At 71.7% G+C, this 16,364-nt stretch carries 19 protein-coding genes; 10 read left to right on the top strand and 9 right to left on the bottom strand.

Annotated elements, in window-relative coordinates:
- Positions 1-52: 52 nt before the first annotated feature.
- Both IW249_RS26290 and IW249_RS26285 read right to left on the bottom strand, forming a co-directional pair.
- Complete coding sequence (locus tag IW249_RS26290) at positions 53-1,012, bottom strand: TIGR03557 family F420-dependent LLM class oxidoreductase (protein WP_196923201.1); 960 nt, start codon at positions 1,010-1,012, stop codon at positions 53-55.
- 176 nt (positions 1,013-1,188) lie between these two features.
- Positions 1,189-2,070 (bottom strand): NAD(P)-dependent oxidoreductase, encoded by an 882-nt coding sequence (locus IW249_RS26285; RefSeq protein ID WP_196923200.1) that lies wholly within the window; start codon positions 2,068-2,070, stop codon positions 1,189-1,191.
- A gap of 95 nt (positions 2,071-2,165) precedes the next feature.
- On the opposite strand from IW249_RS26285, the gene IW249_RS26280 reads away from it, so the two are divergent.
- Positions 2,166-2,528 (top strand): winged helix-turn-helix transcriptional regulator, encoded by a 363-nt coding sequence (locus IW249_RS26280; RefSeq protein WP_196923199.1) that lies wholly within the window; start codon positions 2,166-2,168, stop codon positions 2,526-2,528.
- Between the two features lie 76 nt (positions 2,529-2,604).
- Here IW249_RS26280 and IW249_RS26275 read toward each other — a convergent pair whose 3' ends face one another.
- Positions 2,605-2,811 (bottom strand): hypothetical protein, encoded by a 207-nt coding sequence (locus IW249_RS26275; protein ID WP_007460667.1) that lies wholly within the window; start codon positions 2,809-2,811, stop codon positions 2,605-2,607.
- 252 nt (positions 2,812-3,063) lie between these two features.
- On the opposite strand from IW249_RS26275, the gene IW249_RS26270 reads away from it, so the two are divergent.
- Both IW249_RS26270 and IW249_RS26265 read left to right on the top strand, forming a co-directional pair.
- Positions 3,064-3,891 carry a hypothetical protein gene (locus tag IW249_RS26270; protein ID WP_196923198.1) on the top strand — a complete coding sequence of 276 codons (828 nt, stop codon included), beginning with the start codon at positions 3,064-3,066 and terminating at the stop codon, positions 3,889-3,891.
- On the top strand, positions 3,888-4,646 hold the full coding sequence (locus tag IW249_RS26265) for a maleate cis-trans isomerase family protein (RefSeq protein ID WP_196923197.1): 759 nt from the start codon (positions 3,888-3,890) through the stop codon (positions 4,644-4,646). The genes IW249_RS26270 and IW249_RS26265 overlap by 4 nt, the downstream gene beginning before the upstream one ends.
- A 14-nt stretch (positions 4,647-4,660) precedes the next feature.
- Here IW249_RS26265 and IW249_RS26260 read toward each other — a convergent pair whose 3' ends face one another.
- The 3 genes from IW249_RS26260 to IW249_RS26250 all read right to left on the bottom strand — a co-directional run bounded on the left by IW249_RS26260 (position 4,661) and on the right by IW249_RS26250 (position 7,239).
- Complete coding sequence (locus IW249_RS26260) at positions 4,661-5,869, bottom strand: low temperature requirement protein A (RefSeq protein WP_196923196.1); 1,209 nt, start codon at positions 5,867-5,869, stop codon at positions 4,661-4,663.
- A 127-nt stretch (positions 5,870-5,996) separates the two neighbouring features.
- On the bottom strand, positions 5,997-6,953 hold the full coding sequence (locus tag IW249_RS26255; protein WP_196923195.1) for a 5'-3' exonuclease: 957 nt from the start codon (positions 6,951-6,953) through the stop codon (positions 5,997-5,999).
- Between the two features lie 58 nt (positions 6,954-7,011).
- A complete protein-coding gene (locus tag IW249_RS26250) occupies positions 7,012-7,239 on the bottom strand; it encodes a hypothetical protein (protein WP_196923194.1) in 228 nt (75 codons plus the stop codon).
- 164 nt (positions 7,240-7,403) lie between these two features.
- On the opposite strand from IW249_RS26250, the gene IW249_RS26245 reads away from it, so the two are divergent.
- On the top strand, positions 7,404-8,291 hold the full coding sequence (locus IW249_RS26245) for a winged helix-turn-helix transcriptional regulator (protein WP_196923193.1): 888 nt from the start codon (positions 7,404-7,406) through the stop codon (positions 8,289-8,291).
- Positions 8,292-8,374: 83 nt separating this feature from the next.
- On the opposite strand, the gene IW249_RS26240 is transcribed toward IW249_RS26245, so the two are convergent.
- Entirely contained in the window at positions 8,375-9,742 is a 1,368-nt protein-coding gene (locus IW249_RS26240) for a glycosyl hydrolase family 18 protein (protein WP_196923192.1), read from the bottom strand.
- Between the two features lie 202 nt (positions 9,743-9,944).
- Here IW249_RS26240 and IW249_RS26235 point away from each other — a divergent pair, with 202 nt between their 5' ends.
- The 3 genes from IW249_RS26235 (at position 9,945) to IW249_RS26225 (ending at position 12,813) form a co-directional block, all read left to right on the top strand.
- Positions 9,945-11,060: a M24 family metallopeptidase gene (locus IW249_RS26235; protein WP_196923191.1), complete on the top strand. Its 1,116-nt coding sequence runs from the start codon at positions 9,945-9,947 to the stop codon at positions 11,058-11,060.
- Entirely contained in the window at positions 11,057-12,199 is a 1,143-nt protein-coding gene (locus IW249_RS26230) for an acyl-CoA dehydrogenase family protein (protein WP_196923190.1), read from the top strand. Before IW249_RS26235 ends, IW249_RS26230 begins: the two co-directional genes overlap by 4 nt.
- A 107-nt stretch (positions 12,200-12,306) precedes the next feature.
- Positions 12,307-12,813 (top strand): Lrp/AsnC family transcriptional regulator, encoded by a 507-nt coding sequence (locus IW249_RS26225; protein ID WP_091398289.1) that lies wholly within the window; start codon positions 12,307-12,309, stop codon positions 12,811-12,813.
- Here IW249_RS26225 and IW249_RS26220 read toward each other — a convergent pair.
- Positions 12,743-13,354, bottom strand: a complete 612-nt coding sequence (locus IW249_RS26220) for a histidine phosphatase family protein (protein ID WP_196923189.1) — start codon at positions 13,352-13,354, stop codon at positions 12,743-12,745. The two genes, IW249_RS26225 and IW249_RS26220, sit on opposite strands and share 71 nt — an antisense overlap.
- Before the next feature lie 157 nt (positions 13,355-13,511).
- Here IW249_RS26220 and IW249_RS26215 point away from each other — a divergent pair, with 157 nt between their 5' ends.
- Positions 13,512-13,706 (top strand): CsbD family protein, encoded by a 195-nt coding sequence (locus tag IW249_RS26215; RefSeq protein WP_088989634.1) that lies wholly within the window; start codon positions 13,512-13,514, stop codon positions 13,704-13,706.
- Between the two features lie 355 nt (positions 13,707-14,061).
- Positions 14,062-14,724, top strand: a complete 663-nt coding sequence (locus tag IW249_RS34840; RefSeq protein WP_196923188.1) for a polysaccharide deacetylase family protein — start codon at positions 14,062-14,064, stop codon at positions 14,722-14,724.
- Between the two features lie 3 nt (positions 14,725-14,727).
- On the opposite strand, the gene IW249_RS26205 is transcribed toward IW249_RS34840, so the two are convergent.
- A complete protein-coding gene (locus IW249_RS26205) occupies positions 14,728-15,672 on the bottom strand; it encodes an NADP-dependent oxidoreductase (RefSeq protein WP_196923187.1) in 945 nt (314 codons plus the stop codon).
- A 104-nt stretch (positions 15,673-15,776) separates the two neighbouring features.
- Between IW249_RS26205 and IW249_RS26200 the strand changes: the two genes are divergently transcribed.
- The gene (locus tag IW249_RS26200) at positions 15,777-16,334 is read left to right on the top strand and encodes a TetR/AcrR family transcriptional regulator (RefSeq protein ID WP_231392657.1); all 558 of its coding nucleotides are present in this window, start codon (positions 15,777-15,779) and stop codon (positions 16,332-16,334) included.
- Positions 16,335-16,364: the final 30 nt, after the last annotated feature.

The following is a 16,364-nucleotide window of genomic DNA, read 5'->3' as shown; positions in this document are numbered from 1 at the left end:
CAATCGGGGCGGTTCGCCGCTGCTCGTCCCGGTCAGCCGCTGCCCGCCGGTGTCACCCCATCGCGCGCAGACGGCCGGAGAGGTCGCCGGCGAAGAAGTCGAGGAAGCCGTCCGGGTCGGGGCCGGCGTTCTGCAGGACGATGTGGTCGAACCCGGCTTCGACGTACGACCGGACCTTGGCGACGTGCGGTTCCGGGTCCGGGCCGATGGCGAAGAGTTGCCGGATGTGCTTCTCCTCGACGTACGCGCTGGCCGCGTCGAAGTTGACCGGGTTCGGCAGTTCGCTCATCACCTTCCAGCCGGTGACCATCCATCGGCTCGTCTGCAACACCGCCTGCACCGCCTGTTGTTCGTCGGTGGCCCAGGCCAGTGGCACCTCGGCGTAGCGCGGGCCGGAGCCCTGGGCGTGGCGGTAGTGCTCGACGATCGACGCGTCCGGTTCGGTGGCGAACAGGCCGTCGCCCAATTCGGCGGCGAGGCGTGCCGACGCCTCACCGCTGGCCGCCACCGCGATCACGGGCAGGGTGTCCGGCAGGTCGAAGACCCGGGCGTCCTCCAGTTGCAGGTGTCGGCCCTCGTACGACTGGTAGCCGCCCTGCCAGAGCAGTCGGATGATCTCCAGTGCCTCGCGTAGTCGCTCGTGTCGGCCCCGCACGCTGGGGAAGCCCTGCCCGACAACGTGTTCGTTGAGTCGCTCGCCGGCGCCCACTCCGAGGGTGAACCGGCCGTCGGAGATCAGTGCCATGGTCGCCGCGGCCTGCGCGATGATCGCCGGGTGGTAGCGGACGGTCGGGCAGGTGACGCCGGTGGCCAGGCGCAGGGTGCTGGTCTTGGCCGCGATGGCGCCGAGCACGCTCCAGGTGAAGGACGAGTGCCCCTGCGCGTCCAGCCACGGGTGGTAGTGGTCGCTCATCTCGACGAAGTCGAAGCCGGCCCGCTCGGCCAGGACGGCCTGTCGGATGATCTCCTGCGGGCCGTATCCCTCCGAGGCCAACTTGTAGCCGATCTGCATGCCACACTCCCGATCGCGTTCGCTGGCTGAGGCATCGGCGGTTCCCGGCCCTGGCGCGCACAAACGCCGTCAGGCTGCAAGCCAGCCTCCTAGGATGCCTTAGGCGGTGTGCGGTCCGTGACGTCATGCGCCAACGACCGCCTTCACCCACGGGCCGGCGTCAGCTCGGGCCGCCGTCACCGCACCAGCAGATCGATGACGCCCGTCAGGTCCTCCTCGCCGCCGCCCTCCGCCAGGCGGCGGCGCATCAGATCGAAGTAGGGGCTGAGCAGCTCGGGGCTCACGCCCTGCTGTTCGGCGGTGCTCAGAAAGGTCGGCGTGCCGGCTACCTGCATGGCGAGAGTGGAGACGACCCCCCTTGTGTAGTCCCCGCTGCGCAGCTGGTCGGCGGTCTGGTGAATCGCCGGGATCATCGCGACGAGCCAGTCGGCGAGCAGTGGGGCGAGCGCCGCCGGGTCGATGTCCTCCCGACGGATCAGGGCGAAGGCGTGCGCGGCCCCGGCGAACATCCCGTACATGGCGCTGAGCAGGGCCACGTCGTGCAGGGCCGCGAATCCCGCGTCCTCGCCGACGTAGGTGGTGCCGACCGGGACGCGCAGCGTCTCCCGGTGCCGTTCGAACAGCGCTCGGGAGCCGCTGTAGAAGACGTAGCCGCCGGCTTCCGGTACGCCGATCATCGGAGGGACAGCCATGATCCCACCGGCCAGGTAACGCGCGCCGCGGCTGCGGGCCCACGTCGCGCGGGCGCGGGCCTGGGCCGGGGTGCTGGTGGTCAGGTTGACCAGGTCCCGGCCAACCAGGTCGGTATCCGCCAACACCTCGTCGACCGCTGTGTCGTCCAACAGGCAGACGACGACCAGGGTGCTCGCCGCGACCGCCTGGGCGGCGGTGTCCGCGACCCTCGCCCCTTCGGGCACGAGCGCTGCGGCGCGGGCCGGGGTGCGGTTCCAGACGGTGAGCGGGTGGCCGGCAGCAAGCCAGGTACGCGCCAGCGCGGTACCCATCGCGCCGAGTCCCAGCATCGTGACGGAGGGCTTCTCCACAGTGTTCGGTTCCATGCCGATTAGGCTGGTCGTCGGCCCCCAGCTGATCAAGTACGCACTTCGGAGTGCGTGGTTACCCCGGGGTGAGCGAGCACGTCGGAGGGGTGGGTATGGCGACGGTGAACCGGCCGGGCACCGCGGACGGACACGCCTGCGGTATCGACACCGCGATGGAGGTGATCGGCGGCAGGTGGAAGGTGCTGATCCTCTGGGCGCTGCACGAGTACCCCTCGCGTCGCTTCGGCGAGCTGCGTCGACTGCTTCCCGGGATCACCGAGAAGGTGCTGGCCTCCCACCTACGGGAGATGGAGGCGGACGGCGTCGTGCGCCGCGTCTCCTACGACGAGGTGCCGCCCCGCGTCGAGTACTCGCTGACCGAGGACGGCGCGCGCCTCAACGACGCCCTCGAGCCGCTGGCCGCGTGGGGACGCGACAGGTCGACCGGTCCACGGTTGGGGGAGGAGCCGAGCTAGTGCTCTCCTGCGCGACCTCGCCGAACGGCACCGGCCCGTGCCCCCAACGGGGCACGGGCCGGTCCACGTCTGTTGCCTACTTGGAGGGCTCGGGCAGCTTGCAGTCGACCTTCGGGTTGGCGCCGATGTAGTTCAACGGCCCGGCCACGATGGTGACCAGGATGGTGCCGGCCTCGGCGCAGTTGGTGTCGTCGCCGCTGTAGTAACCGCGCTGGCCACCGGCGATCGCGCCGATCACCAACCAGATCACGACGATGACTCCGAGAATCGAGGTGCCGCGCATCGCTGCCTCCTGAGGTATGTGGTGGATCTGAGGTGCAGCCGTTGTACCCAATCGGGTCGCGCGGCTAACGGTTGCGTGCTAGGACCCCCGCCGGATCCCCCATCCGGCCGATGGAGTCCGCCGTTGCGTACCGCCCGGACATCCGCCACCCGCACGGGGTAGCGCCTGTCGGCTATCGGATCGGCGACCGACCTCGCCGCCATCCGGGTGGGTGGACGTAGAACTGCCTCACGGCCCCGCCGAGGAGGACTCATGGACGCCCCGACACCGCCCCTGTACATCGACCGCCCCGAGGACGTCGCGGTCGCGGCCCGCGCGCTGGCTGGCGGCGCGATCGTCGCGGCGGCGTTCGCCAACTTCTACGTCATCGTCACGCGCCCCGACGCGGCCACCGTACGGCGGGTCAACCTGGCCAAGGGGCGGCCTGTCCACCAGGTCGGCAGCATCACCACAGCGATCGGCCGGATCCCGGGAATGTTCGACTGGACGCGGATCTCGCCCCGCCTGCCGGTCGGTCGGGTGCGGGCGCTGATGGACGCCCTCTACGGGGCCGGGCCGTTCGGCTTCCGGGGGCCCGCGGCGGAGCGGCTCCCCGAGCACCTCACCCAGATCGACCAGGGGATGCCGACCACCCAGGTGATCGCACCGGGTCTGACCTGCCCGTCCAACGCCTTCTTCGAGCGGGCGCTCGCCGAGACCGGATCGGATCACCTCTACATCACCTCGGCGAACCGGTCCCGGCATCTCACCGGTGCGGCGGAGGAACCGGCGCACTGGAAAGCGGGCGCCCTCGCCGCCGACTTCGCCCACCTCGACGATCTGGTGGTGCTGGTCCACCGGGACGAGGCCGCCGCCCGCGCCGCTTACCCGGGCTACCTCACCACCTCGGTCACCCTGCTCTCGTTTCACGCCCCGGAGGGTGACCTCGAAGAACCGCCGGTGCTCACCGTGGACCGGCACGGATCGCTGCACGTGGACGACGTCCGCCGGGCCGCCGCGCCGCTGGGCCTCCAGGTGCGCCTGGCCGGCACGGCCCGGCAACGGTTGCAGGTCCGGGGGTACGCCGGGGCACTGGTGTGAGCGGCTATCGGATCGGCCTGGTGGTGCCCAGTTCCAACACCACTATGGAGACCGAGATCCCGACGATGCTGCGCCGACGCGAGGCCGTCGACCCGACGGTCCGCTTCACCACCCACGCCAGTCGGGTACGGCTGCGTCAGGTGACGCCCGACGAGTTGGCCCGGATGAACCGCTCCGCTCTGCGGTGTGCCGCCGAGCTGGCCGACGCCCGCTGCGACGTGCTCGCGTACGCCTGTCTGGTGGCGGTGATGTGCGAGGGCGCCGGCGCGCACGAGCGGGCCGAGCGGCGGTTGGGCCGCGCGGCCGGTCGCGCCGGGCACGACATGCCGGTGGTGACCAGTGCCGGTGCGCTGGTCGCGGGGCTGCGGGCGCTGGGCGCCCGCCGGGTGGCCCTGATCGCGCCGTACCTGCCGCCGTTGACAGCGACCGTCGTCGCCTACCTCGCCGCGTACGGCGTGCAGGTGACCGACTCGGTGAGCCTCGGCGAGCCCGACAACGTGGCGGTCGGACGCATCCCCGCGACGCGCCTGGTCGAGCTGGCCGATCGGCTGGACGTGACCGACGTGGACGCGGTGGTCCTCTCCGCCTGCGTGCAGCTGCCGTCGTTGGCGGCCGTGCCGCAGGTGGAGGCCCGTCTCGGGCGCCCGGTGCTCACCGCGGCGACGGCGACAGTGCATCAACTGCTCACCGGTCTGGGTGTCGAACCGTACGTGCCCGACGCGGGCCGGCTGCTGGCCGGTCCGATTCCGCGGTGAAGGGCGGGTGTGGGTCAGTGCGGCGGTGACGGGGCCTCCGGCGGCTTGCCGTGGCTACGCCGGAAGTCCGCGTAGGCCACGCCGACCAGGACCAGCAGCCCGCCGAGGGAGGCGAAGACCGGCGGCAGGTACAGCAGGGCGGGGGCGATGGTCAGCAGCGCCAGCACCCCACCGGGTCGGGACCACGACACCCGGCTGAACACCTCGTACTCGAACGAGGCCCGGCCGGCCAGGAACAGCGCCGGGCCGCCGAGGATGACCGCCAGCCAGGCCGGCGGCGTCCGCCCGCTCGGCTCGTGCAGCACCAGGTGGAAGCCGGCCGCCGTGGTGACCACGCCGGAAATCATCAACAGGTGGGTGTATGGCGCGCTGAACAGGAACTTGCTGGGCGACTGGGCCGCCTGGATGGCGGTCGGCAGCAGCTCGCCGGACTTGTGCACGTAGATCCGCCAGAGCAGCAGCGTGGTCAGGAACGCCACAGCGAAGGCCCCGATGTTCTCGGCCTCGTTGTGCTCCACGCTGAACATGGTGCCGATCGTCAGGATGGCGTCGCCGAGCGCGATGATGAAGAACTGCTGGTAACGCTCGGAGAGATGCTCCGCGGTGACGTTGCGCTGCTTCTCGGGCACCACCCCGAGCCCCGGCACCGGGTACGCGAGCCGGAAGCCGAGGTAGTCGATGGCGAGCGCGATGGCCCAGCAGACGATCCGGGCGTCGCCGCTGACGAACGCGCCGATGAGCCACGGGATCGCCGACACCGTGAACCAGACGAAGATGCGGGCGGCCCGACGCTGGGTCTGCGGTTCGCGGCGTACGGCCGGCATCAGGAACAGTCCGCGCCCCAGGTGGATCGCCACGTAGGCGCCGGCGAAGACGAGGCCCCGGTCGTTGAACGCCTCCGGGATCGCCGTGGTCATCAGCAGCGCGCCGAACATCACCGCGCTGATCAGCAGCTTGATCTCGGTGCGTTCCGGGTTATACAGGTCGGTGACCAGGGTGGTGATCGCCCAGGTCCACCAGACGGCGGCCAGCATGATCAGCGCTTCGGCGGCGCGGTGCCAGTCGAGCTGGTCGACCATTCCCCGCGAGATGAGCGCCAGTGCGACCACGTACACCAGGTCGAAGAAGAGTTCGAGGAGGGTGACCCGGCGCGGACCCTCCGGGTCGCGCACCGGGGGACCGCTGGCCCGTGGCGATCCGGGCTCCGGCGCGGCGAGGTGCACGGGATACTCCTGCGGAACCGCTCGACTCGATGGACCTGTCCGGTCCACCTCTACGGACGGTAACGGGCGGGCGAGCGCGGCATCCCGCGTTCGCCCGCTCGTCCCCCGACCGGGTCGCGTCGGGTGGTTACCCCGCTTGCGGGGATGTCGACGGCTTCTCGTCGCCGCGAGGGGCGGCGAGGGCGTCGACCAGGCGGCGGGCCGAGCCGGCCAGGTTCCATCGTTGGGCGAGCTCGAGCAGCCGCTCCGGGTCGGCCGGGGCGCTCGGCAGCGCGGTGGGCAGCTCCGGTAGGGGCACGTCCAGGGCGACCCGGACCACCGTCGGCGCGACGTCCAGGTAGTCGCGCGCCGCAGCCAGCTTGGCGCGCAGGCCCGGCGCGAAGGACGAGTCGGAGTCGTCGAGGGCGGCCAGGATGCCGGCGATGCTGCCGTACCGCTCGATCAGCCGGGCGGCGGTCTTCTCGCCGACGCCGGCCACCCCGGGCAACCCGTCACTCGGGTCGCCGCGCAGCGCGGCGAAGTCGGCGTACCGGTCGGCGGGCACGCCGTAGCGGGCCCGCACCGCGGCGTCGTCGCAGTCGTCGAGCTTGGCGACGCCGCGCCCGACGTAGAGCAGCCGGACCGGTCGGGCGTCATCGACGAGTTGGAACAGGTCCCGGTCGCCGGAGACCACCTCGACCGGGCCCGGCTGGGTCACCGAGAGGGTGCCGAGCACGTCGTCCGCCTCGTAGCCGGTCGCGCCGACAGCGGTGATGCCCACCGCCGCGAGGACCTCCAGGATCATCGGCACCTGCGGGGAGAGGGTGTCCGGAACGATCTCGCCGCCCTGCGGGGCGACCCGGTGCGCCTTGTAGGACGGCAGCAGGTCCACCCGCCACGCCGGGCGCCAGTCGTAGTCCAGTGCGCAGACCATCCGGTCGGCGCCCCGCACCCGGATGAGGGTGGCGAGCATGTCGAGGAAGCCGCGCACCGCGTTGACCGGGGTGCCGTCCTCGGCCTTGGCGGCGGACTCCGGAATGCCGAAGTAGGCCCGGAAGTAGAGGCTGGCTGCGTCGATCAGCAGGATCGGGGGTCGGTGTGCCACGCCGGACAGCCTGGCACAACCGTCCGACGATCTGGCGTACGCCCGGCCGCCGGTGGTGTCAGCGTCGCTCGTCGGGCCGGTAGACGGTCTCGCGCCGGGCCAGGTGCTGCACGACGTAGCTGGTCACCAGCAGCAGGATCGCGACGACCACCTCGACCCAGGCCGCGACGCCGTCGGCGACGGTGACGCCGATGACCAGCAGGACCAGGCCGACGAGCGCGAGGACCCCGGCCCACAGTTGGCGGCGACGGCGTGTCGCCGCCCGGTTCGCCTCGTTCCCTGCCACGTCGGCCCTCCCGGTGGGGGAGTCCGGGCGGCTCCCCGCTTCCAGGCTATGGCTCGCGGTGGCGTTCGATCAGGGAAACCGGCGTGCGGACCGTGCCGGTGGTCGATGCAGAGCGTTCCAATCCGGAACGGACTATAGTCGGACGGAACCAACGGAGGTAGCGGGTGCGGCGAGAGGATCTTGCCGATGCGGACTGCGGCATCGCGCAGGCGCTCGGCGTACTGGGGGACTGGTGGACGTTCCTCATCGTGCGTGACGTCGCCGGCGGGACTACCCGCTTCGACGCGCTGCAACGTGAGCTGGGCGTCAGTCGTCGGGCGCTGACCGAGCGCCTCGGCGCGCTGGTCGAGCACGGTGTGCTGGAGCGCCGGCCGTACTCACGACACCCACCGCGCTACGACTACCTGCTCACCGCGAGGGGCGAAGGGCTGTTACCGGTGCTGATCGCGCTACAGGACTGGGGGACCAGGCATCTGATGGGTGACGGTGAGGTGACCGCGACGGCCCACGCCGGTTCGGCCGAGGCGCGCCGCGCGCACGACCTGGTGGGCCGGCGGTTGCCCGAGGTGGTACTGCCCGCCGCCGACGGGCAGCCGGTGGCGGTGGCCGCGACGGACGCGTGGATGGTGCTCTACCTGTTCCCCGGGGCGTACGCGCCGGGGACGCACGGCTATCCGCCCGGCTGGGCGGAGATTCCCGGCGCCCGGGGATGCACCCTGGAGTCGACCACCTACGCCAAGCGCCATCCGGAGTTCCTGACCGCCGGTGTACGGGTGTACGGCATCAGCACGCAGCGGCCCGACCAGCTCGCCGACTTCGCCGCGTACGCCGAGCTGCCGTTCCCGTTGCTGTCCGATGAGGACGGCCGGCTGGCCGCCGGGCTGCTCCTGCCCGTCTTCCGCGCCGGTGGGATGACCCGGTTCAAGCGGTTGACACTGCTGGTGGACCCGCAGGCGGTGGTGCGAGCCGTGCAGTTCCCGGTCACCGACCCGGCCGGCTCGGTGCAGGAGATGCTCATGCTGGTCCGCGAGCACGCAGGGATCCCCGGCTGACGCCTTCGCGTCGACCGGGGACCCTACGAGCCGGCTGGTCCGCGGCCCTACGGGCCGTCGACCGGGGCCGTGCGGGTGCGGTGTCAGGCCGGGAGCGTCCAGCGCTGGTTGGCGCCGGCGAAGCAGTCCCAGATCTGCAACCGGGTGCCGTCGGCGGAGCTGTTGTCGCTGGCGTCGAGGCACTTGTTCGACTGCGGGTTGCGCAGGGTGCCGTTGGACTGCGCCTGCCAGACCTGGGCGCCGCTGCCGTTGCAGTCCCAGAGTTGGACCTTCGCGCCGTTGGCGGTGGAGCCGCTGGTGATGTCGGCGCACTTGCCGAGGGCGCGCAGCGTGCTGTCGCTGGCCACGGTCCAGGTCTGCGCGTTGGTGCCGTTGCAGCCCCAGAGCTGGATGGCGGCGCCGTTGGCGGTGCTGGCCGAGGCCACGTCGACGCACTTGCCGGCGATGCCGGTGATCTGGCCGGTGCGACCGGTCGGCGGCGGGGTGGTGCCGCCCATGATGGTGTCGTACATGGCGGAGAGCAGTGAGGTCGAGCCGCTGGTGTCCTGCGACAGCTCCCAGTTCATCACGCCGCCGGCGTTGGCCAGCGCCCACTGGGTCTTGCGCTTGACCGTCGGGATGCCGTTCCAGCACTGCTGGCTGCCGCCGATGGTCGCGCAGTCCCGGTTGGCGTTCGCCGGGTCGAGTCCGACCAGGTACGAGTAGTTGTAGTAGACGGGGCGACTGTAGAACGGGATGCCGAGGACGGCCTTGCTGGCCGGCAGGCCGCGGGCCTTCCACAGGTTGATGCTGTTGATCGACCAGTCGTAGTTGGCGTGTGGGCTGCCGCCGTCGTACGCCATGATGTTGAGCCAGTCGACCTGGTTGAACACGGCCGTCTGGACGCCCTGGACGCTGCCGCCCTCGGAGACCACGGCGGCGGTGAGCAGCTTGCCGCGACTGTGCAGGGCGCTGCTGAGCTGCGTCATGAGCGCCGTGTAGTTGTTGGCCGAGGCGCCCGCGTCGGGGTACTCCCAGTCCATGTCGACGCCGTCGAGGTTGTACTGGTTGACGAAGTTGACCAGGCTGTTGACGAAGGTGGTGCGGCTGGTGGCGTTGGCGGCGAGCGTCTCGAAGGCCGAGTCGTTGCCGTCGTTCCAGCCGCCGACGGCGATGGAGACCTTGACGTTGTTGGCGTGCCCCTGGGAGACCAGCGAGGAGAGCCGAGCCCCGTCCACACCCTGCAGGGTGCCGTTGCTGTTGGGCAGGATGAAGGCGTAGTTGATGTGGGTGAGCTTGTTGTACTGGATGGTGTTGATGTTGCCGGCCCAGGAGGGCATGTAGCCGACGCTCTTGAAGTTGTTCGGCAGCACGACGGCCTGCGCGGGGGCGCTGGTGACGGTGAGGGTGGCGCCGGCCGTGGCCAGCGCGAGCAGGCCGGCGGCGAGGGCGCGGCGCAGTGGTGAGGACATCGGGGGCCTTCCCGTGGGCGGGGGACGACGCCCGCCCGCGCAGGGTTGTCGCGGGCGGGGGGTGCGGGGACGCAGGGGCGGGTGGGCCTCGAGGCAGCCAAATCTTAAAGAGTGTTAACTGTCCGCGTCAATCAACGTCGATGGATTTTCCGACGATCGGTGTCGATATGGGGTTTGCCCAAACGACCGTTAAGCTGACGGGGTGGGAATCGACGAGCTGTATCCGCCCGACCGGCTGATCGCCGCGCAGCGCGCGACGGCCGCCGCCGGCCTGGACGCCCTGCTGCTCACCCCCGGCTCGGACCTGCGGTATTTGACCGGGTACGACGCCCACGCGGGGGAGCGGCTGACCTGTCTGGTGCTGCCCGCCGAGGGCGAGCCGACCCTCGTCGTGCCCCGCCTCGAACGCCCGGCCGCCGAGGCGTCCCCGGCGCCGGGCACCGGGGTACGCATCGTCGACCACGTCGACGGCACCGACCCGTACCCCCTGGTCGTCGCCGCCCTCGACGGCCCGGTCGCGGCGGTCGGGCTCGCCGACCGAATGTGGGCCGAGCAGGTCCTCGGCCTGCGCGCGGCGCTGCCCGACGCCACGCAACGGCTCGCCGGGGAGGTGCTGCAAGAACTGCGGATCCGCAAGTCCCCGGCGGAGATCGCGGCGCTCGCCGAGGCTGGCGCGGCGATCGACGAGGTGCACCTGCGGATGGGCGAGTGGCTGCGCCCCGGTCGCACCGAGGCCGAGGTCGCCACCGACATCGCCGCGGCGATTCGCGCCGCCGGGCACGTCACAGTCGACTTCGTCATCGTGGCGGCCGGACCGAACGGCGCCAGCCCGCACCACGGCACCTCCGATCGGCCGATCGGCGTCGGCGAGCCGGTGGTGGTCGACATCGGCGGCACGATGGCATCGGGCTACCGCTCGGACTGCACCCGCACCTACCTCGCGGGCGGGTCGGCGCCGGCCGACTTCCTCGACTACTACGCGGTGCTGCGCGACGCCCAGCGCGCCGCCGTCGCGGCGGTACGGCCCGGGATCACCGGCGCGGCGGCCGACGCCGCGGCCCGGGCGCCGATCGCCGCCGCTGGCTACGGTGCCGCGTTCCTGCACCGCACCGGCCACGGCATCGGTCTCGACGGGCACGAGGAGCCGTACCTGGTGGCCGGCAACGACCGACCCCTCGAGGCCGGCATGGCGTTCTCCATCGAACCGGGCATCTACCTGGCGGGCCGGCACGGCGCCCGCATCGAGGACATCGTCGTCTGCACCACGGACGGCGTGCAACGGCTCAACACCACCCCCACGGAGCTCATCGCGCTATGACTGTCGACCGGATCCTCCCCACCGACGAGGCCCACGACCTGTTGGGTCTCGCCACCGAGCTCGCCGACGGCGAGCTCGCGCCGAAGGCCGCGGCCTTCGAGGAACGCGCCGAGTTCCCCCGGGAGGTGCTGCGCACGCTGGGCCGGGCCGGTCTGCTCGGCCTGCCCTACCCCGAGGAGTACGGCGGTGCGGCGCAGCCGTACGAGGTGTACCTGCAGGTGCTGGAGATCCTTGCCAGCCGCTGGCTCGCCGTCGCCGAGGCGGTCAGCGTGCACACCCTGTCCTGCTACCCGGTGGCGGCGTTCGGCAGCGACGAGCAGCGCAAGCTGCTGCCGGACATGCTCGGTGGCGAGTTGCTGGGCGCGTACTGCCTCTCCGAGCCGCAGGGTGGTTCGGACGCGGCGGCGCTGACCACCCGGGCGGACCGGGACGGCGACGCGTACCTGGTCTCCGGCACCAAGGCGTGGATCACCCACGCCCGGACGGCCGACTTCTACAACGTCTTCTGCCGCACCGGCGGGCCCGGGCCGAAGGGGATCTCCTGCCTGCTCGCCGACGCAGGCACTGCCGGCATCACCCCACAGGCGGCCGAGCGGACGATGGGACTGCGCGCCTCCCCGGTGGCGCAGATCGCCTTCGACGAGGCGCGGGTGCCGGCCGACCGGCTGATCGGCGGCGAGGGGATGGGCTTCACCATCGCCATGTCGGCGCTGGACTCCGGCCGGCTGGGCATCGCGGCGTGCGCGGTCGGGCTGGCCCAGGCCGCCCTGGACTACGCGGTCTCCTACGCCCGGGAGCGCCAGCAGTTCGGGCGCTCCATCATCGACTTCCAGGGGCTGGGGTTCCTCCTCGCCGACGCGGCCACCCAGATCTCCGCCGCCCGCGCGCTGACCCTTGCGGCGGCCCGGCTGCGCGACGCCGGCCGCCCGTACGCCATCGAGGCGGCCAAGGCGAAGCTCTTCGCCACCGACATGGCGATGCGGGTGACCACCGACGCGGTGCAGGTGCTCGGCGGCGCGGGTTACGTGGCCGACCACCCGGTGGAGCGGTACATGCGCGAGGCGAAGGTGCTGCAGATCGTCGAGGGCACCAACCAGATCCAGCGGATGGTGATCTCCCGGGCGCTGGCCAGGGACTGACGACGGCACGTCGTGGTGGTGCTGCGGTGGGTGCGTCACTGCCCACCGCGGCCCGCCACTCGGGTACCTCGTCGCCGTGCGGCGGTTTTCCCGGTAGGTTGCACGCCGTGGAGGAGATCGACCGCGCTATCGTCGCCGCGCTGACCGCCGACGGCCGTCTGTCGTACACCGACCTGGCCGAGCGGGTGGGGCTGTCGGTGTCCGCCGTGCACCAGCGGGTCCGTCGGCTGGAGCAGCGCGGGGTCATCAAGGGGTACGCCGCCCGGGTGTCGTTCGAGGCGCTGGACCTGCCGCTGACCGCGTTCGTGGCGATCCGGCCGTTCGATCCGTCGCAGCCGGACGACGCCCCGGAGCGGCTGGCCCACCTGCCCGAGATCGACTCCTGTTACTCGGTGGCGGGGGAGGACTTCTACCTGCTGCTGGTGCGGGTTGCCAGCCCCACCGACCTGGAGCGGGTGCTCCAGGAGATCCGCACCTCGGCGAACGTCACGACCCGGACGACAGTGGTGCTGTCCACCCCGTACGAGAACCGGCCACCGAAGATCAGCTCTGCGGCACCGAGTCGGTCGCGGTCCCGGGCGCCGGAGGAGCCGGCTGGTTCCACCGCAGGATGACCTGCCGGCCGTGTTCGTGACCGAGCGCGCTGACCGTGGCGGTGTCCAGGCGTAGCCGCCCGCCGGCGGACGGGGGCAGGCCGATCCAGCGGGTACCGAGCACCCGCAGGCTGTGCGCGTGCCCGACCAGCGCGACGGTGCCGCGGTCGAGCAGCGGGGTGACGCGGGCCAGCACCCGGTCGAGCCGTTCGCCCACCTGGGCGGGGGACTCCCCGCCGGGGCAGCCGTCGGTCCAGATGTTCCAGTGCGGATCGTCGTCGTGGATGTCGACGGTGGTGCGGCCCTCGTACTCGCCGTAGTTCCACTCGCTGAGGTCCTCGTCGACGGCGTCGACGGTGAGCCCGGCCAGCTGCGCGGTGCGCAGCGCCCGGGAGCGGGGGCTGGTCAGCACGGTGACGAAGCGCCGGCCGGCCAGGAACGCGGCCAGGGTGCGGGCCTGTCGCTCGCCGTCGGGGGTCAGCTCCAGGTCGGTGTACGAGGTGTGCCGCAGGCTGGCGCTCCAGGTGGTTTCGCCGTGCCGGATCAGCAGGAGCTCTCCCATGCGGTCAGTTAACCATCGTGGGGCGGGGCCGACAGGCGACCCTCCCACTACCTATCTTCCTAGGATGCCCTAGCGGATGTGCCGACCGGCACCACCGGTTTCGGCACCCGGAGACCGGGCAAGCGACCCAGGACAACCGCCAGACCGAGGAGGCGCGATGAGCTTCACCGAGAAGGCCAAGAACAAGGTTGAGCAGATGGCCGGCGCCGCGAGGGAGCGCGTCGGCGACATGACCGACAACGAGCGGATGCGTGGCGAGGGCGCCAGCCAGCAGAGCGACGCGCGCGCCAAGCAGGCCGGTCAGAACGTCAAGGACGCTGGTCGCAACGTGAAGGACTCCTTCACGAAGTGACCTGAGCGGTCCACGGTCCCCGGGCGCACCGTCGCCCGGGGACCCGTCGCGCGCGGGGCAGTGAGGTGCTTTCGCGTCTGCCATGATCTGCGGCGTGATCCGACCCCGGCTTCGCCCGTTGTGCTGTGGCGTACTGGTTGCGGCGGCCGTTGCGGGCAGTGTCGCGTGCACGGCCTCCCGGGTGCCACCGTTGGAGCGGCCGGTCTTCGTGGGCTCGTCCGCGTCTGCGGCCGCGCCGTCAGCCAGCGCATCGCAGGAGGTTCCGGCGCCAACGGCCTCCGCCACCCCACAGAGCCTCCCGACGCCGACGGTTCCGGCTGTCCCGGGCGCGACGGGGGTGGGGAGCAGGGCGCCCGTGGTGGATCACGGCCCGCGCGTTGGCGCCAAGGTCGCGCTGACCTTCGACGCGGACATGACCGACGGGATGCTGGCCAGCCTGCGGGCCGGCCGCGTGAAGTCGTACGCGAACCTGCGCATCCTCGACCTGCTGGAGCGGGAGCAGGTGCCGGCGACGTTCTTCCTGACCGGCAAGTGGGTCAAGCGGTATCCGGACGTGACCCGGCGGATCGCCGGCAATCCGCGCTTCGAGTTGGCCAACCACACCTACGGGCACGCGGCGTTCACCGCCGGCTGTTACGACCTGCCGCGGCTGCCGGTCGACGAGCTGGCCGCAGACGTGGCGAAGACGTTCGAGGTGATCGCGCCGTACGGGGGTCGGCAGACCCGGTACTTCCGGTTCCCGGGGTTGTGCCACGACACGGCGGCGCTGGACGCGTTGGCACCGCTGGGTGTGACGGTGGTCGACGGGGATGTGGTCAGCGGCGATCCGTTCGCTACGGCGTGGAAGCCGTTGGTGCGGGCGGTGCTGGACCACGTCCGCCCCGGGTCGGTGGTGATCATGCACGTGACCGAGGCGAACGCGGCGATGACCGATGAGGCGTTGCCGCACATCCTGGCCGGGTTGCGGGAGCGGGGGTTGGTGCCGGCGCCGTTGTCCGAGGTGCTGGCCGGCGGCTGAGGCTCAGCTTTCCCGCACGTCGTCGACAGTCAGGACGATCTTGCCGCGACGGGATCCGCGCTCGGCCGTCTGGTGCGCGTCGGCCGCCTTCTCAAGGGGGAAGGCGGCGTCGATCGGCACCCTGAACCGGCCCTCGGTGAACAGTTCGGCTGCTGCGGGCAGGCCGTGGCGGCCGTCGGGTTCGCCCGCCAGTTGCCCCATGGACAGGCGGACGCCGTGCGTGGGGGCGGTGAAGTCAGCGAGGGTGACGACCGCTGTCGGGTCGCCGGTGAGGTGGAGCAGTTCGGGCAGGGATCCGGCGCCGGCGACGTCGAGGGCGCGGTCGACCCGGGTCACGCCTAGGGCGTCGAGGCGGTTCGTGAGGTCGGGGCCGTAGGTGAGCGGTGTCGCCCCGAGCTGGCGGAGGAGGTCGTGGTTGTCGGCGCGGGCGGTGCCGATGACGTTGATGCCTCGGGCGGCGGCGAGTTGGATGGCGATGCTGCCGACGCCGCCAGCGGCGCCGTCGACGAGGAGCGTCAGGCCGGGCCGTAGGTCCAGCAGGTCGAGGGCTCGGGTGGCGGTCTCGATGCTGGTGCCCGCCGCGCCCGCCTGGGCCCACGGCATGGTGGTGGGCTTGTGCGCCCAGAGCTGTAGTACCGCGAACTGTGCGCTCGCGCCGCCGAGTCTGGCCAGCTCGACGACGCCGAAGACGTGGTCGCCGACTGTCACACCGTCGACGTCGCCGCCGATCTCGTCGACAATGCCGGCCGCGTCGACACCGGGAATGTGGGGCAGCGGTAGTTGGGCGCTCATCGGGGTGCGGCCGGAGCGGAGACCGACGTCGACGGGGGAGACGCCGGCGGCCTGGACGCGGATGCGGATCTGGCCGGCCCGGGGGTGTGGCGCGTCGGTGGTGCCGAGGTGGAGTACCTCGGGGCCACCGAACCGGTCGTACTGGACGGCGAACATCAGGGGCTCCTCTGCCTGGGGTGACGGGGTGGTGGTCGTACCGTAGGCAGGAAACGGAGCAGCTGTTCCGCTGTGGGGTCAAGTGAGAGGGAAGCCGGCCGAGAATGTCTCAGATCCAGCGTGCCGATGCCCGGTTCAACCGTGATCGGGTGGTGGCGGCGGCGCGGGAGGCGTTCGCGTCGGCCGGGCTCGATGTGCCCATGCGGGAGGTGGCGCGACGGGCTGGGGTGGGGGTGGCGACCCTGTACCGGCACTTTCCAACGCGTACGGAGTTGGTCGCGACGGTCCTGGCCGAGCGTGTCGAGGACTGCGGTGTGCGGATGCGCCGCGCGCTTGACGACCCGGACCCGTGGCGGGCGCTGTCGGGGGTGGTGCGGGAGTTCGCTGAGCGGCAGATCCATGATCGGGCGCTGAACGAGGCGTTGTTGGGGCCGGGTGAGGTGAGTGCGGCGTTTCAGCGGGAGCGGGGGGAACACGCGCAGGCGTTGAACGTGCTGGTGGTGCGGGCCCGGGCGGCGGGGGTGCTGCGCGGCGGCGTCGACGCGGACGACGTCCGGGCCGGCCTGTTGGCCATCGCATCGCTTCGGCGGTTGCCGGCAGCGACGAGCGCCCAGGTGATCGGTAGGGTCGCCGATCTCGTGCTCGCCGGTATCCGCGCCTGACCGCGGCCGACGTCGTCGCGGAGACCTTCC

The sequence above is a fragment of the Micromonospora vinacea genome, from assembly GCF_015751785.1.
In the GTDB taxonomy this organism is placed as follows: Bacteria; Actinomycetota; Actinomycetes; order Mycobacteriales; family Micromonosporaceae; genus Micromonospora; species Micromonospora vinacea.
This window is presented reverse-complemented; position numbering and strand designations above follow the sequence as displayed.

What these genes read in the sequence shown, in the direction of transcription:
- IW249_RS26205 (WP_196923187.1), bottom strand. Translation starts at nt 15,672, where the DNA reads ATGTTCGCCGTCCAGTACGACCGGTTCGGTGGCCCCGAGGTACTCCAC.
- IW249_RS26215 (WP_088989634.1), top strand. Translation starts at nt 13,512, where the DNA reads ATGAGCTTCACCGAGAAGGCCAAGAACAAGGTTGAGCAGATGGCCGGC.
- IW249_RS26280 (WP_196923199.1), top strand. Translation starts at nt 2,166, where the DNA reads ATGGCGACGGTGAACCGGCCGGGCACCGCGGACGGACACGCCTGCGGT.
- IW249_RS26200 (WP_231392657.1), top strand. Translation starts at nt 15,777, where the DNA reads ATGTCTCAGATCCAGCGTGCCGATGCCCGGTTCAACCGTGATCGGGTG.
- IW249_RS26285 (WP_196923200.1), bottom strand. Translation starts at nt 2,070, where the DNA reads ATGGAACCGAACACTGTGGAGAAGCCCTCCGTCACGATGCTGGGACTC.
- IW249_RS26275 (WP_007460667.1), bottom strand. Translation starts at nt 2,811, where the DNA reads ATGCGCGGCACCTCGATTCTCGGAGTCATCGTCGTGATCTGGTTGGTG.
- IW249_RS26290 (WP_196923201.1), bottom strand. Translation starts at nt 1,012, where the DNA reads ATGCAGATCGGCTACAAGTTGGCCTCGGAGGGATACGGCCCGCAGGAG.
- IW249_RS26220 (WP_196923189.1), bottom strand. Translation starts at nt 13,354, where the DNA reads ATGGGAGAGCTCCTGCTGATCCGGCACGGCGAAACCACCTGGAGCGCC.
- IW249_RS26230 (WP_196923190.1), top strand. Translation starts at nt 11,057, where the DNA reads ATGACTGTCGACCGGATCCTCCCCACCGACGAGGCCCACGACCTGTTG.
- IW249_RS26270 (WP_196923198.1), top strand. Translation starts at nt 3,064, where the DNA reads ATGGACGCCCCGACACCGCCCCTGTACATCGACCGCCCCGAGGACGTC.
- IW249_RS26240 (WP_196923192.1), bottom strand. Translation starts at nt 9,742, where the DNA reads ATGTCCTCACCACTGCGCCGCGCCCTCGCCGCCGGCCTGCTCGCGCTG.